Raw genomic sequence first — 14,777 nt, 5'->3', positions numbered from 1 at the left:
CCCCATGAACACCTTGAGCAAGATTGAAAGCGCGATGCCGCTCCCCGTTACCGTCGATGACATATTGGCGGCGCGCGTGCGGATTTCGGGCGCGGTCGTTCATACGCCGACTTTGGTCAGCCAGACGCTGTCCGAGATGTTTGGTTGCAAGGTTTTCCTGAAGTTCGAAAATCTTCAGTTCACCGCCGCCTATAAGGAGCGCGGGGCGCTCAATCGCCTGCTTCAGTTGGAGAAGGCGGCGAAGGAGAAGGGCGTAATCGCTGCTTCAGCCGGCAATCACGCGCAGGGCCTTGCCTATCATGGTCGCCGACTGGGCGTGCCGGTGACGATCGTCATGCCGGTGACCACCCCGACGGTGAAGGTCACGCAGACGCAAGGGCATGGCGCGACCGTGGTGCTGCACGGCGAGAAGTTCGACGACGCCAGCACCTATGCGCGCCAGCTTGCCAAGGAACATGGGCTGACCTTCGTCCATCCCTTTGACGAGCCTGACATCATGGCGGGGCAGGGGACTGTCGCGCTGGAAATGCTGGAGGATGCGCCGGAGATCGATACGCTGATCATCCCGATCGGCGGCGGCGGGCTCTTTTCCGGCATGGCAACAGCTGCCAAGGCGATGAAGCCGGATATCAAGGTTTATGGCGTGCAGGCGGAGCTTTATCCGTCGATGTACAGCCATATCAAGGGCGCGAAGCTCGCCTGTGACGGCGACACGCTCGCCGAAGGCATCGCGGTGAAGGAGCCGGGCGAACTCACCCGCCGCTTCGTCGAACGTCTGGCGGATGACGTACTGCTGGTCAGCGAGCGTCATTTGGAGGAAGCGGTCAGCCTGCTGCTCCAGATCGAAAAGACGGTGGTGGAAGGTGCGGGAGCCGCTGGCCTCGCGGCGCTGATCACGCATAAGGATATGTTCGTGGGCCGCAATGTCGGCCTCGTGTTGACCGGCGGCAATATCGATACGCGCCTGCTGGCGAACGTGCTACTGCGTGACTTGGCGCGCTCAGGCCGTCTGGCGCGGCTGCGCATCATCCTTCAGGATCGACCGGGGGCACTTTTCCACGTCGCGCGCATTTTCGACCAGGAAGCGGTGAACATCCTGGAGCTGTCACACCAGCGCATCTTCACGAACCTCCCGGCCAAGGGCTTGAGCCTCGACGTCGAGTGCGAGACCCGCGATGGCGATCATCTTGATCGCCTGATCGCCGCCCTTCGTGAAGCAGGTTACGAGGTCGCCCCGATCGAGGTCGCCTGATCGCGAGCCTCGTCGGGAGTACGCATTTTTTTCGTGGTAAATGACCTTTTCATGGAAGGCTGCGGGCGTCATAGTCTGTCCATGACTCAAGTTTCGCGCAGCGTTTTGACGGAGACCGTGGCGTGAGCGCTCCATTTCGTTTCCCGCGCTTCTTTGTGACAAACCCCAGCCCATGCCCTTATCTGCCGGGCCGGAGTGAGCGGAAGGTGTTCACCGAGTTGAACGGCGACAATGCGTCGGAACTGAACGACGCGCTCGGCCGCATCGGTTTTCGTCGTAGCCAGAATGTGGCCTATCGTCCGAGCTGCGCGGACTGCTCTGCCTGTGTGTCAGTCCGGGTCGTCGCTGGTGAATTCACGCCGAACGCGACACAGCGCAAGCTCATCCGCCGCAACAGCGATCTCATCGTTACCGCGTGCAAGCCCTGGTCCACCGAGGAGCAGTTCGAACTGCTCCAGCGCTATCTGCGCGCCCGCCATCCGGGCGGCGGTATGACCGAGATGGATGAGATGGATTTCGCCGACATGGTCGAGCAGACCCCGGTGGAGAGCCATGTCGTCGAATATCGCGAGCCGGGCGAAAACGGCCGGCCCGGCAAGCTGATAGGCGCATGCCTGACCGATCGGCAGGGCGACGGGCTTTCGATGATCTACAGCTTCTTCGATACCGAATCGGAGCATCGCAAGGGGCTCGGCAACTTCATCATCATGGATCATATCCTGCGCGCGGCGAAGGCGGGGTTGCCCTATGTCTATCTTGGCTATTGGGTCGAAGGGTCGCAGCGGATGCAATATAAGGTCCGCTACCGCCCGCTCGAAAAGTTGAGCCGCAGCGGTTGGGTCCGCTTCGATCCGCAGGAGCAGGCGCAGGCCATCCGCGTCGTCTTGCCGCGGGACGAGCCGCCGCTGCCGATCGAGCTAGCGGGGATTTTCCGGAAATAACTCGGTCAGCTTAGTCCTGCTAGCAATGGACTGCGATGTCTCGCGTCATGCTGAGCTTACTTCGCCACGAAAGTCACCGCCTCAATCTTGTTGCCATCCGGATCGCGGACGAACGCGCCATAATAGTGGGCGTCATAGTTAGGGCGCGTTCCCGGCGCTCCTTCGTCAGTCCCGCCCAGTTTTAAAGCCAGGCGATAAAATTCCCGGACTGTTTCTCGGTCCGCCGCTTCGAAGCATATGTGGACCCCGTTGCCGGCAGAGGCCCGTTCCCCGTTCACCGGCGTCTCGACGCAGAACACCACATCGGTAACGCCATAGTCCAGCGAATGGGGATAATCGCGAACGTTGCGGTAACCGAGCAGCGCCATTAGCGGATCGTAAAAGGCCCTCGCGCGATCGACGTCGTTGGTGCCGACTGACACATGATGGATCATGCCGTTTCCTCCTGTCCTGCCATGGGGCGCGGACAGGCTTAAACGAGCAGAGCTATTTGCAGTTGCACTGTCGCTTGGCTCCATGACGCCGGTGCGAGGAGACTTCGGTCACATAGCTGGTTTCCGTTATCGTCGGGGTAACCACGACGGTTGTCGTCGTCGGGCCGGGATAATAATAGCCGCCTGCGATATAGCCCGGCGCCTGAGTGGTAGTCACGACCGGCTGGCCGGGACCGCTATGATGCACGACGGCGGGCGAAGCCGCATAGGGTGGAGCATCATATTCGACGCCATAATTACTCCGCGCTTCGCCTTCGAAGCGGCCTTCATATTCGCCGCTGACCGTCCGGCCTTTGTCGTCCGTCCAAGTCCCGGTCCAGCGGCCCTCATATTCATGGGGCGGTGGCGGGCCATCATGTGCGGTCACGTCGTCGTCATAGAGTGCCCCGGGCGGCAAGTCGCCGCCATCATGGGCATCCCAATCGACATCACTGCGATGATCCCGCACTCTTCCGTGCCGATCGACCATCACTGCGTCATCATAATAGCGGGACCAGCCGTAACCATCCACCGGAGCGGGCAGGCCATAGCCGCCATAGTTACCGATGCGGTAGGAAGGGTTGATCCAATAGCTTGGCAAGACATAGCCCACGACTGGCCGACGGTAAGCAGTCCAGCCGCCCGGCGCATGCCAGCCCGCGAACCAGCGCCCTTGAAAGCGCGGACCCCAGCGATGCACGGCCGATCCCCCACGGATGCCGCCATGCCGGACTCGGGGAGAGGTGAAGCTCTTCCCCATCACGGGCAGTGCGGCGCCCGCCGAAACGGCTTCGCCTGCTGATGCAGGGGCCGATGCGCCGACCGCTATGCTCGCGCTCGCCAGCATGATGCTCCAGATCCGCATGCCAAAACCTCCCGTTGCTTGCCTCACGCCGATCACCCGGCCGCAATGTTAACGGCTTGTTTAGCATGGTGAACCCCGCCGATCCACGCGTTGAGCGCGGCTGCCTTGTCCCGAAACGAGGCAGCGCGGGTCAAGCGATCCGCGTGCCGATCCTGGCGATCAGCGCCTCCAAGCCTTGTTGATCGACAACATCGAAGCGTCTGAGGGATGGGCTATCCAGATCGAGAACTGCCATAACGCGTTCCTTCACAATGACCGGCACCACGATTTCCGAAGCGCTGGCGGCGTCGCAGGCGATGTGGCCGGGAAAGCTGTGAACGTCCTTCACCAGTTGGGTCTGAGCTGTGGCGGCAGCGGTACCGCATACGCCTTTCCCCAAGGCGATGCGGATGCAGGCGGGCTTGCCCTGGAACGGGCCAAGCACCAGTTCATCGGCCACCATGCGGTAAAAGCCTGCCCAATTCAGGTCCGGCAGAAATTGCCAGATCAGCGCAGCGACATTGGCCATATTGGCGATGATGTCCGGCTCGCCCCTGGTCACGGCTTCAGCGGCGGAGAGAAGGTCTTGGTAGAGTTCCACCTTGCTGCCCTGCTCGGCGGGATAGAAGTCGAACATGCTACATCCACCTCATCTTCGGAAACCCCTCGCTGCGGCCGTCATCCTGACCAAGTTCTAGAGAGGCTGGGGTTGCTTTTAATCCATACGAACTTTGCCGCGCCCCTGTTTGACTGAACTTCGGGCCTTTTTCGCGTCAACCCTTCGTGCCTTGGCGGCCTTTCCCGGCTTGGTCGCGATCCGCCGGGCGTCGCGCTGATGCGCTTGCGCGATCATGTCGGTCAGCCGCTCGCGCGCGTCCTGGCGATTAGCTTCCTGCGTACGGAAACGGGATGCCTGGATCACGACTTCTCCGCCGGAGGTCAGCCGCGATCCCGCCAATTCCTTCATCTTGCGAAAGGCATGGACTGGCAGCCCTAGTTTGTAGAGGTCCACACGCAATTGCACTGCCGTGGCGACCTTGTTGACATTCTGGCCGCCTGGACCGCCCGCTGTGATGAAACGCTCTTCCAGCGCGTCTTCGGGAATATCAAAGTCCGGCATCGTCCAGATACTCCGGACCGAACCCCGCCGCGGTGAAGGTGGCGGGCAGGGGAGCGGTCGCCTCCGCCGGCGCCTTGCCGGTACGAGGGATGCTCAGAAAACGGCTGTGCAGCAGCATCGGTCCATGGCCGGTGCCATAAACCGGGTCTCCCGCGATGCCAAAGCCCAGACCATGGAGGGTATGAGCGCGGATCTGATGCGTCCGGCCTGTGCGCGGGGTGAAGATGATAAGGGCGCGGCCATCATTTTCGGCCAGTTTGCGCCATTCAGTGACGGCTGACTTGCCATCCTTCGCCGCGATCATGCGCCAACCCTTGGCTGCGCTGCTCACTTTCTTGAGCGACAATTCAATCGTCCCGCTGTCCAGTTCCGGCACGCCCTCTACCACTGCGACATAGCGTTTCTGGACCGTCCCGGCCTCGAACGCTGCAGCGTAGCGCTTATGCGCCTTGGGATTGCGCGCGAGGAGGAGGCAACCGCTGGTATCACGGTCTAGCCGATGCACCGGCAGCGGCCAGCGCTGGAATCCGAAGGTCAGCGAGGAAAGATGGTTTTCCAGGCTCAGCGACCCGTCGCGCGGCGCATCCACTGGCAGGCCAGCAGGCTTGTCGATGATGATGGCTTCACCATCAATAAAAAGAACTCGGTCATGGAGCAGGGACAAGAGGCAGTATCCGGATAATAGGGGATGATTGACGCGCGCGCGGCTTCCTATAGGGCGTGGAAGCCATGGAGAACAGGGGGGACGAGGTCCAGTCCCGGTCCGCGGCATCCGAATGGGTGCGCGGGGGCGGGCGGCTGGAGTGGATCGACGTCGCGCGCGGCATCGGCATTATCGCCGTAGTGGCTGGGCATGTCTGGACGCGCGGCCCGCTGCGGGATGCTGTTTACAGCTTCCACATGCCGCTCTTTTTTCTGCTGTCAGGCTTTTTGTCACGGCCGCAGCCGCCTGCCCGCTTTGCGATCCGGCAGTTGGTTTCGCAGATGCGTCCCTATGCCGCTTTTCTCATACTGCTGATCATAGCGGACTCGATCATCGAACCGTCGAAAGGCAACAGCCCGATTTTCGACCAGTGGCCGCAAGATCTACTGCCTGTCCTGCTTGGCGGTTCCTGGCTGCGCGGCCCTTTCACCATCTTCTGGTTCGTGCCCTGCTTGATGGCCTCGCGCATAATTTTCAATGCAGTGTCCGCTCGTTGGCCCGATCCGCTCGACCACCGCTGGGCCCTTGCGATCGTGCCCGCGTTCATCGGGGCTTATATCGTAGGCGACGTGACGCGAGCATCAGTGCTGGGCTCTCTCACCGTGCCGATGGCGCTGGTCCTACTCTGGGTGGGCGCGGCATGGCAGCGCGTTCCATGGCGACGGTGGATGTGGTTGCCGCTCACGGCCTTGTCTCTCGCCGGGCTTTCCGCTGTCTTGCCCACGCTCAACATGAAGGCGGCCGACTATGGCTTGCCCTTGCTGTCGATCGCTTCAGCCGTCGCGAGCACGCTGCTTCTCTTTCGGCTTTCGGTTCGGATCGCCCCGGTCGCCGGATGGTTGGCAGCTATCGGGCGGGCCTCGCTCGTCATCATGTATCTGCATGTGGCGGTGATACACTATCTGTCGCCTTATTTTTCCAAGCCCTGGCTGTTGATCCACGCGCTGTTGCTGCCTAGCGCCCTCTATTATTTTCTGCGCGCAAACGGCTGGGGCCGACGCATCTTCCTGTGAGCAAAAAAGGGGCCGGCGCACCCATCCTGTGCGCCGGCCCTATCGTTGCGCCTTGCGACCCAAGGCTCAACTGCTGCACTGAGAGGAGGGTGCAGCCTTTTCCTAACCTTGCAGCTTGATCGCCGTCTCCGCGATCCGCCGCCCCTGATATCGTGCGCCTTCCAGTTCCTCCTCGCCTGGCTGGCGGCTCCCGTCGCTGTGAGCAATGGTTGTCGCCCCATAGGGCGCACCGCCGCGCAACTTATCGACGCCCATCTGTCCCGTGAAACCATAGTCCAGCCCGACGATCACCATGCCGAAATGGAGCAGGTTGGTGATGATGGAAAAAAGCGTCGTTTCCTGCCCGCCATGCTGGCTGGCGGTCGAAGTGAAAGCGCCACCCACCTTGCCGTTCAGGGCGCCGCGAGACCAAAGGCCGCCCGCCTGATCCAGGAATGCCGCCATCTGACTGGACATGCGCCCGAACCGGGTGCCGGTTCCGATGATGATCGCATCATAGTCTGCCAATTCAGCCACGGTCGCAATGGGCGCGTCCTGGTCCAGCTTGAACCCCGCATTTTGGGCAACTTCCAGGGGAGCAGTCTCAGGCACTCGCCTGATATCGACTTGAGCGCCTGTGGATGCCACACCTTCCGCCACGGCCTTCGCCATAGTTTCGATGTGGCCGTAGGAGGAATAGTAAAGGACGAGTACCTTCGCCATGGGGCTATCTCCAATCAGATGTAATGCATTGAACTGAAAAAGGTTTCTTCGAAGATGCGACCGCCTGCTCCAGATGGGGGGTGAAGGGAGCAGGCGGTCGTCAGGCCCGTGGGCCTATTCGCTATCGACCAGGACGATTTCGCTATCTTCGATCGCGGTGATCGTGATGGGCTTTCCGCCCAAAATGGCTGCGCCGTCCCGGGCTTCGAAGGTCTGGCCGTCAATCTCTATCCGGCCCGTCGCAGCCACAAGATAAAGATGCCGTCCATACGCGCTGTCATAGGTGACGCTCGTGCCGGCCTTGACCGTGCCGCCCAGCAGGCGAGCATCGGCGCGGATCCGGAGTGCGTCCTGATCTTCGTCATAACCGCTGGCGAGTACCACCAGCCGTCCCGACCGATCGCCCTTGGGAAAAGGCTTGGCTCCCCAACTGGGAGCGTCGCCCTGTGCCTTGGGAATGATCCAGATCTGGAACAAGGTCGTCGTTTCGCCTTCCAGATTATATTCGGAGTGGCGAATGCCTGTGCCGGCGCTCATCACCTGAACGTCGCCCGCTTCGGTACGGCCCTTGTTGCCCAGGCTGTCTTGGTGGGTAATCGCGCCCTTGCGAACATAAGTGATGATTTCCATGTCCCGATGCGGGTGCGGCGGAAAGCCGGTGTGCGGCGCGATTTCATCATCGTTCCAGACGCGGATCGCACCCCAGCCCATCCGGGCCGGATCATGGTAGTCGGCAAAGGAGAAATGGTGGCGGGCGTTCAGCCACCCATGGTCGGCGTGACCCAGCGACGCAAAGGGGCGGCGTTCGATAGAGTTGTCCACAGTCATGGTCATTGCGGTGCCTTTCCAATGAGGCGGGAACCCATTCCCGCTTGCTTTCGATCAATTTAGCCATCAGGATCGTTTCTGAAATGAGCAGCATTGAAACGGATTGTTTCCTTATGCGTCTTCCCGACTTTGAAGCCTGGGCCATTTTTGCTGCCGTGGTGGAGCACCGCAGCTTTACGGATGCCGCCAAGGCGCTGAGCGTTTCCAAGGCCACCGTGTCGAAAGCGGTCACTCGCCTTGAACAGCATCTGGAGACCAGCCTGTTCAGCCGTACCAGCCGTCGTCTCGCCCTTACCGAAAGCGGGAAGCGCCTGGCCGACCATGCTGCCCGCATCCTGGCCGAGGGACAGGCCGCCGAGGAAGCGGCGCGGGACGACACAGCCGAACTTTCGGGCACGGTTCGCCTTGGCGCACCCATGACCTTCGGCCTGCTTCGCGTCGCTCCCCTGATCGCCGAATTCACCAAGCTTCACCCGGCCGTCAATGTGGACCTCCACCTTTCCGACGCGCGCATCGACATGATCGACATGGGGCTGGACGCGACCATCCGCATCGCGGACATGCCCGACAGTTCACTCCGCGCGCGGCGTCTCGCCGACGTCAACATGCACCTCATCGCCTCGCCTGATTATCTGGTGGAGCGCGGGCGCCCAGCGCATCCCGCGGATCTCAGCGATCATGATTGCCTTTGCTACGCAAATGTCCCGACGCCCGACGTGTGGCGTTTCTCTGGGCCAGGGCAGCAGAATGTCACCATCCAGGTAAGGGCACGGATCACGGTCAACAGTGGTGAGGCGATGTTGCCGGCTCTTCGCGCGGGGATCGGCATTGCGAGGCTCCCCGATTTTATTGTCGGAGACGCGCTGGCATCGGGCGAGTTGGAAGAAATATTGATCGACTGGAGGCCGCCGCCTTTGGGCCTGCACCTGGTGACGCCGCCATCCCGACTACGGCCCGCTCGTGTGCAGGCGCTACTTGATTTCATCGCGGAACATCATGGTTGCTGAGCATCGTTGCACAGGCGAATCTATCTTGACTCAATTTGAATCACTTCGGTTGAAAATCTTTTAAAATAGATTCAATTCCGCACGACTCGTGGATTTCTGCGGGTTAGCGAAAAATTAACCTTTGTCCTTCAGAAGTTTTTTGGTTAATGAATTGGAGCAGACGCCGTTCTGAGGGGTTGACGGGATCTGCAAGGACAGGGGCTTCACATGCGCGTTCTGCTAATCGAAGACGAACCGACCACCGCCAAGGCGATCGAGCTGATGCTCACGACCGAGGGCTTTAATGTCTACACGACCGACCTGGGCGAAGAGGGCCTCGATCTCGGCAAGCTGTATGACTACGACATCATCTGCCTAGACCTCAACCTGCCGGACATGCACGGCTACGACGTGCTGAAGAAGCTCCGCGCGGCCAAAGTGCAGACGCCGGTGTTGATCCTGTCGGGCATTGCAGAGATGGACAGCAAGGTCCGTTCCTTCGGCTTCGGCGCTGACGATTACGTGACCAAGCCCTTCCATCGCGAAGAGTTGATCGCCCGTATTCACGCTGTGGTCCGCCGATCCAAGGGGCATTCGCAGTCTGTCATCCGCACCGGCAAGCTGGCGGTGAACCTGGACGCCAAGACAGTGGAAGTCGATGGTAACCGCGTCCATTTGACCGGCAAGGAATATGCGATGCTGGAGCTGCTCTCGCTCCGCAAGGGCACGACACTGACCAAGGAGATGTTCCTCAATCATCTCTATGGCGGCATGGACGAACCTGAACTCAAGATCATCGACGTCTTCATCTGCAAGCTGCGCAAGAAGCTCGCGCTGGCCTGTGGCGGCGACAATTATATCGAGACTGTCTGGGGCCGTGGTTATGTGCTGCGTGATCCGGATGAGGCGGTGGACTTCGCCACTAAGGTGGCCTGATCAAATAGCTTCTTGCAAGTGCAGAAAAAGCCGGTCGTCCTCGAAGGACTGCCGGCTTTTCCGTTGGGGAAGCGCGAAAAAAGGGCCGGTGATCCGTCGAGATCACCGGCCCTGCCTTGTCAGACGGTGGGGCGGAGAGGGGCGGGCTGAAAGCCCGTCAGGTGGGGGGAGCCGCCCCGCAAAGGGTTATTCTTCCGTCTGACCGGAGGACGCGCCATCGTTCGACCCGAAGGCTTGCCCGCTTCCCGAAAGCTGTCCGGCAGCGCTGAGTGAAGCCGCGCCGTTCAGCGCATTACCCGCATTACCACCTGCGTTGCTCGCGCCAGATTGAGCGGCGCCCGTCGCGCTGCCTGCTGCGCTACCCGCGCCGTTAGCTGCCGTGCTGGCGCGGTTACGCGCCGCTTGTGCAGTGGCGCTCGCCTGTCCCTGGGCTGCCGCGGTGGCGGTCACCGCGCGGTCCCGAGTGGCGCCTGCTGTCTGGCTGGCGCTGTCACGCACGCTGCCCACAGCATTGGCCATATCATTGGTGCCCAGCGTGTCGGCAGTCAGACCGCCGCTTGCCGATCCGCTTGCCGAACCCGATGCGTTCGCGCTGCGGCTCTTGCCCTTGCGGCTGATTGAACCGGCTGCTGAGCCGTCGGCCCGGCCAGAACCGGAGCCGTTCGCGCTAACCCGGCCATTCTGCAAGTCGATGCTGCGATCGAGGCCGACGCCGCCTGATCCGCCCAGCGTGCCGCCGAGCGATCCGCCAACGCCACCCAGCGTACCGCCAAGACCGCCACCCAGTCCGCCGCCGCCGCCAAGCAGTTGGGCGGAAGCAGGGGCCGTCGTCAGCGCGGCGAGGAAGGCTGTGGCAAGAAAAAACTTCGCTTTCATCGATCGTCTCCTTGTTCGTTGTCGATCCGATGAAAGGAGAACGGGACGCACTTTCAGTTTAATCCCAAGCCTCGCAAAAAATTTCTCAAACCAATGAAAATCAATCGATATTTCTGCAATTTCCACAGATCACGCCCCGGCCAAACTCGCGTTGGCCGGGCTTGGCCTCGATCCGCAGCGCGCCGATATTTCCCGCCGCAAAGAGACGTCCCGCCACCAGGGGAGCTGCGAAAGACGTACCGCGCACCCGTCCCTTGCCGCCATCGCTACGAGCCGCATTCATGTCGGCGCCCGGTGCGGCAAAGTCCACGTGGCGCGCGCGCCCCGCCTCTGGCAGCAGACGCCCGCGTCCATCTATGCCCGTTACGGCCACTACATCGGGGTAGGAAGCGGGATAGGCGGGGGGAGCGGCAGGCCCGTCATTCCCTACGGCCGCTACTATTGCGACGCCCTTGTCTCGGGCGAGCCGTATCGCCCCAGCTAGCAGCGGATTGTCTGGTCCGACCAAGCTCACCGTCACGACAGGGACGCCTCGCGCCGCCATCCAGCCCAACGCGCGGGCGATCGCGAAAGCGCTCCCGCCAGCCGGATCATCGCCATAGACATCTGCTGCCAGTAACGGCGCGCCGGGCGCTGCGCCGCGAATAATTCCGGTCCCGCTGATCAGGGAGGCCACGGCTGTTCCGTGCGAACTGGCCTTTGGCGCCCCGCGAACAAAGCCGCGCTGCTCGACCTCGCCGGTCAGGGACGCGTGCCGCGCAACCCCGCCATCGATCAAGCCCACCGCGCGCCCGCGCACGGACCCTGCGCCCGCCAGCGTCGCGGCTGTCGCCATAGTCAGCACGCCGCTGGGGAAATACAGGTTGTCTGCGCTCGCTTGGGCTTCGGGGGCGATTGATCGCACTTGCTTCAACGCGCGCGGCAGGCTGCGTCCCTGCGGGACCATCAGGCGGGTGACGGGAAGTTCAATGCCTTCCAGCGCCTCGCTCTCAACGCCATAGCCTGCACCGCGTAGCGCCTCGATGCTTGTTGTTTTCGCGCCGGTCAGCAGGATGACGCCACGCCGCGCGGGCTCACGCCGGTCGTCCAGTTCGATGCTGTCGCCATGCCGCCGCAGCAAGTCGCCGATACGCGCTGCCCGTGCCGCAGTAAGCCGTTCGGCCAGCCGCGCCGGGTTCAGCCGGTCCGGCCCAGCTTCATCCAGCGTCCCGTCCACCCGATTGAGTAAGTTGGGTACCACGCCCGCCGTCTGTCCAAGCCCACCGCCCGGAGAAGGCAATAATTGCGCCTGCGCACCGGGCCCGGCCAGCAGTAAACCAACGGCGATCCAGGTTCGTCCCAATCTCATATCGGCCTCTTTACTCCCGCCTTGCGCAGACGCGAATTTTTCGATCCTGTCCTCCGCAAAATGCTTCATCGCGAAAAAATTCCGATAGATGATGTGGCTTCAGGGATGAAACGCTTGGGCAGGGCCGTTTCATCCTTCGACCATGTAATGGAGAACGGATGTCATTCGAGAGCGATCTGTTGGCGATCCTGCCCCGGCTGCGGCGCTTTGCCGCCAGCCTCTCGCGGGATCGTGCCGACGGCGACGATCTGTGCCAGGCGGCGCTGGAAAAGGCGCTGCGGGCGCGCGATCAATGGCAGCCGGGTACGAGATTGGACAGCTGGATGTATCGGATCATGCGTAATGTCTGGATCGATGAGGGCCGTTCGCGGCAGCGCGCCGCCCGGACCTTTGCACCGGAAGAGGCGGGCGAGCATGTCGGTCATGCCGGCGACCGGGATGTGGAGGCGCATGTCATGCTCTCCGACGTCGATCGCGCGATGCACGCTCTGCCGGACGAGCAGCGCGAAGCCATTGCGCTCGTGCTCGTTGAGGGCCTGTCTTACAAGGAAGCGGCGGAGGTTCTGGGCATCCCGATGGGCACGCTCACCTCGCGTCTGGTGCGGGGGCGCGGCGCCCTACTTGAACTGTTGGGGGAAGCGGCATGACCGACATTGATGAAGCCATGCTGATCGCCTGGGTCGATGGGGAACTGGACGAGGTGACCCGTCGCCGCATCGATCGCGCGGTGGCGGAAGACTCCGCTCTCGCCGAACGCCTGGAGATGCACCGCCGCTTGCGCACGCGTCTTTCGAGCTATTATGCCCCGATCGAGGCCGAGCCGGTGCCGCCGGCAATGCGCACGCTGCTGGAGGACAGCGCCAAGGTTGTTAGCTTGGTCAGTCCCGCAGCGCCCCGCTGGCGCAGCTGGAGCATTGGCGGTGCGATCGCGGCCAGCCTGTTGCTGGGCCTGGGTATCGGCCGTATCTCAAGCGGGCCCGCAGGACCCGTTGCCGTCAGCAATGGCGTCATGATGGCACAAGGGCAACTCGCTTCCGCTCTCGATACCCAACTTGCCTCCATCCCGCAGGACTCGGGCGTCCGCATTGGACTCAGCTTTCAGAGGAAGGGCGGCGGCTGGTGCCGCAGCTTCGAGGGCAGCGCCCTTTCTGGAGTAGCCTGCCGTGAAACCAAAGGCTGGCAAGTCCAGCAACTGATACCGGGGAAGGGCCCTACAAGCGATTATCGCCAGGCTTCCTCCACTGATGCTCGCGTCACCGCTACAGTTGATGCCCTGATCGAAGGTGCGCCTGCTGACGCTGCGGGAGAAGCTGCCGCCAAGGCGAAAGGTTGGCGCTAAGCTTCTATTAGGGCGGGTCCTCCCATTTCGGCTGAGTTTGTCGGGGCCTCTTTTTGCTTCGGTCTAGGTTTGCAGGAACCAGCGCTCCGTTCCCTGCAAGCCGACGGCGGTCAGCTTGCCGCTGCTCCATGCTCCAGTATCGATGCCGACGCGGTTGGGCTTTTCATCAACTTTGGTCGTGATGCTGTGGCCATGGACCACGACATATCCATGATCGCCCCTGTGGTTCAAAAATTCGCTGCGGATCCAGTGCAAGTCAGCAGCTGTTTGCGCCTGCAGCGGCAAGCCGGGTCTAATCCCAGCATGAACGAACAGATAATCGCCCATCGTTAGCATATCTTCGAACCGGTCCAGAAAATCCACATGGCTTCGCGGCACGTGATTGAGCATCCATGACGCCACGTCCTCGTCGGTCATTCGTTCTGATGATCCAACGTCGAGCCCGTAGCTGGCCAGCGTTTGAACACCGCCAATCCGTCGGCAATAGCCCGCATACTGGGAGCTTCCGCGTGCTGCGCTGACGAACACTTCCTCATGGTTGCCCTTGATGAAGTGCACCTTCTCGGTTGCGTCCTGCAGCGCCATCGCCCGCTCGACCATCTGTGCTGAGTGCGGACCTCGATCCACCAAATCGCCGAGCAGGATGAGATGGCAGGGTAGGGGGTGGCGCCGGGCATCGTCTCGTTCGATCAACTCAAGCAGTTGGTCGAAAAGGTCTAGGCGGCCGTGTATGTCGCCGACCGCATAGACGCGCCGGTCCTCACCGAGGCTGGGCAGGGGACGCGGCGCTTCTCTGCGGCGGAGGAATTTCAGCATGGTGGGTCGCGCATGGAAAACATAAGCGCGATCTTCGCATGCTTGTCAGAGTCGCGGCAATGTGACGCCTTGCTGCCCCATATATTTTCCGGCCCGGTCGGCGTAGCTGACCTCGCACGGCTCATTGCCTTTCAGGAATAGGAACTGGCACGCGCCCTCATTGGCGTAGATTTTCGCGGGCAGGGGGGTGGTGTTGGAAAATTCCAGTGTCACATGCCCTTCCCAGCCTGGTTCCAGCGGTGTCACATTCACGATGATGCCGCAGCGGGCATAGGTGGATTTGCCTAGGCAGATGACCAGGACATCGCGCGGCACCCGGAAATATTCGACCGTCCGGGCCAGAGCGAAGCTGTTGGGGGGGATGATGCAGCAGCTGGTTTTGCGATCGACAAAGCTGTTCGCCGCGAAGTCCTTCGGATCGACGACTGCGCTATCGACATTGGTGAAGATTTTGAACTCATCCGCTACGCGCGCATCATAGCCGTAGGACGAAAGGCCGTAGCTGATGCAACCGTCACGCCGCTGGCTCTCCACGAAAGGCTCGATCATGCCATGGGAGAGGGCCTGTTCGCGTATCCATTTATCCGACAAGATCGACAT

At 61.7% G+C, this 14,777-nt stretch carries 18 protein-coding genes; 7 read left to right on the top strand and 11 right to left on the bottom strand.

Annotation, left to right across the window (positions count from 1 at the left end):
• Positions 1–4: 4 nt before the first annotated feature.
• The gene (locus EP837_RS02245) at positions 5–1,252 is read left to right on the top strand and encodes a threonine ammonia-lyase (RefSeq protein ID WP_066524103.1); all 1,248 of its coding nucleotides are present in this window, start codon (positions 5–7) and stop codon (positions 1,250–1,252) included.
• A gap of 122 nt (positions 1,253–1,374) precedes the next feature.
• A complete protein-coding gene (locus EP837_RS02240) occupies positions 1,375–2,193 on the top strand; it encodes an arginyltransferase (RefSeq protein ID WP_066524102.1) in 819 nt (272 codons plus the stop codon).
• Positions 2,194–2,249: 56 nt separating this feature from the next.
• On the opposite strand, the gene EP837_RS02235 is transcribed toward EP837_RS02240, so the two are convergent.
• From EP837_RS02235 to EP837_RS02215, 5 genes are all read right to left on the bottom strand, one after another.
• Positions 2,250–2,627 (bottom strand): VOC family protein, encoded by a 378-nt coding sequence (locus tag EP837_RS02235; protein ID WP_066524101.1) that lies wholly within the window; start codon positions 2,625–2,627, stop codon positions 2,250–2,252.
• Positions 2,628–2,679: 52 nt separating this feature from the next.
• Positions 2,680–3,531 carry an RcnB family protein gene (locus EP837_RS02230; protein ID WP_066524100.1) on the bottom strand — a complete coding sequence of 284 codons (852 nt, stop codon included), beginning with the start codon at positions 3,529–3,531 and terminating at the stop codon, positions 2,680–2,682.
• A gap of 130 nt (positions 3,532–3,661) precedes the next feature.
• Positions 3,662–4,147, bottom strand: a complete 486-nt coding sequence (locus EP837_RS02225; RefSeq protein ID WP_066524097.1) for a GAF domain-containing protein — start codon at positions 4,145–4,147, stop codon at positions 3,662–3,664.
• A 78-nt stretch (positions 4,148–4,225) separates the two neighbouring features.
• Positions 4,226–4,630, bottom strand: coding sequence for an alternative ribosome rescue aminoacyl-tRNA hydrolase ArfB (gene arfB, locus EP837_RS02220; protein ID WP_066524096.1), 405 nt, complete (start codon positions 4,628–4,630; stop codon positions 4,226–4,228).
• Positions 4,617–5,294: an RluA family pseudouridine synthase gene (locus EP837_RS02215; protein ID WP_066524095.1), complete on the bottom strand. Its 678-nt coding sequence runs from the start codon at positions 5,292–5,294 to the stop codon at positions 4,617–4,619. Before EP837_RS02215 ends, arfB begins: the two co-directional genes overlap by 14 nt.
• Positions 5,295–5,359: 65 nt before the next feature.
• Here EP837_RS02215 and EP837_RS02210 point away from each other — a divergent pair, with 65 nt between their 5' ends.
• A complete protein-coding gene (locus EP837_RS02210) occupies positions 5,360–6,346 on the top strand; it encodes an acyltransferase family protein (RefSeq protein ID WP_066524093.1) in 987 nt (328 codons plus the stop codon).
• Between the two features lie 102 nt (positions 6,347–6,448).
• On the opposite strand, the gene wrbA is transcribed toward EP837_RS02210, so the two are convergent.
• Entirely contained in the window at positions 6,449–7,048 is a 600-nt protein-coding gene (gene wrbA / locus EP837_RS02205; RefSeq protein ID WP_066524092.1) for an NAD(P)H:quinone oxidoreductase, read from the bottom strand.
• A gap of 114 nt (positions 7,049–7,162) precedes the next feature.
• Positions 7,163–7,882 (bottom strand): pirin family protein, encoded by a 720-nt coding sequence (locus EP837_RS02200; protein ID WP_066524091.1) that lies wholly within the window; start codon positions 7,880–7,882, stop codon positions 7,163–7,165.
• Positions 7,883–7,989: 107 nt separating this feature from the next.
• Here EP837_RS02200 and EP837_RS02195 point away from each other — a divergent pair, with 107 nt between their 5' ends.
• Together EP837_RS02195 and ctrA are read left to right on the top strand one after the other, a co-directional pair.
• Complete coding sequence (locus EP837_RS02195) at positions 7,990–8,883, top strand: LysR family transcriptional regulator (protein ID WP_066528537.1); 894 nt, start codon at positions 7,990–7,992, stop codon at positions 8,881–8,883.
• A 207-nt stretch (positions 8,884–9,090) separates the two neighbouring features.
• On the top strand, positions 9,091–9,798 hold the full coding sequence (ctrA, locus tag EP837_RS02190) for a response regulator transcription factor CtrA (RefSeq protein WP_066524089.1): 708 nt from the start codon (positions 9,091–9,093) through the stop codon (positions 9,796–9,798).
• A 186-nt stretch (positions 9,799–9,984) separates the two neighbouring features.
• On the opposite strand, the gene EP837_RS02185 is transcribed toward ctrA, so the two are convergent.
• Both EP837_RS02185 and EP837_RS02180 read right to left on the bottom strand, forming a co-directional pair.
• Positions 9,985–10,674, bottom strand: a complete 690-nt coding sequence (locus EP837_RS02185; protein WP_066524088.1) for a hypothetical protein — start codon at positions 10,672–10,674, stop codon at positions 9,985–9,987.
• A 100-nt stretch (positions 10,675–10,774) separates the two neighbouring features.
• Entirely contained in the window at positions 10,775–12,022 is a 1,248-nt protein-coding gene (locus tag EP837_RS02180) for a S8 family serine peptidase (protein WP_156518363.1), read from the bottom strand.
• 158 nt (positions 12,023–12,180) lie between these two features.
• Between EP837_RS02180 and EP837_RS02175 the strand changes: the two genes are divergently transcribed.
• The gene (locus EP837_RS02175; RefSeq protein WP_066524087.1) at positions 12,181–12,669 is read left to right on the top strand and encodes an RNA polymerase sigma factor; all 489 of its coding nucleotides are present in this window, start codon (positions 12,181–12,183) and stop codon (positions 12,667–12,669) included.
• The gene (locus tag EP837_RS02170) at positions 12,666–13,361 is read left to right on the top strand and encodes an anti-sigma factor family protein (protein WP_066524086.1); all 696 of its coding nucleotides are present in this window, start codon (positions 12,666–12,668) and stop codon (positions 13,359–13,361) included. The genes EP837_RS02175 and EP837_RS02170 overlap by 4 nt, the downstream gene beginning before the upstream one ends.
• Positions 13,362–13,424: 63 nt before the next feature.
• Here EP837_RS02170 and EP837_RS02165 read toward each other — a convergent pair whose 3' ends face one another.
• Together EP837_RS02165 and dcd are read right to left on the bottom strand one after the other, a co-directional pair.
• Entirely contained in the window at positions 13,425–14,177 is a 753-nt protein-coding gene (locus EP837_RS02165; RefSeq protein ID WP_066524084.1) for a metallophosphoesterase, read from the bottom strand.
• Positions 14,178–14,222: 45 nt separating this feature from the next.
• Complete coding sequence (gene dcd / locus EP837_RS02160) at positions 14,223–14,777, bottom strand: dCTP deaminase (RefSeq protein WP_066524082.1); 555 nt, start codon at positions 14,775–14,777, stop codon at positions 14,223–14,225.

This window comes from Sphingobium sp. EP60837 (assembly GCF_001658005.1).
GTDB classification, from domain to species: domain Bacteria; phylum Pseudomonadota; class Alphaproteobacteria; order Sphingomonadales; family Sphingomonadaceae; genus Sphingobium; species Sphingobium tyrosinilyticum.
Note: the sequence above shows the minus strand (reverse complement) of the source record. Positions and strands in the feature narration are given on the sequence as shown.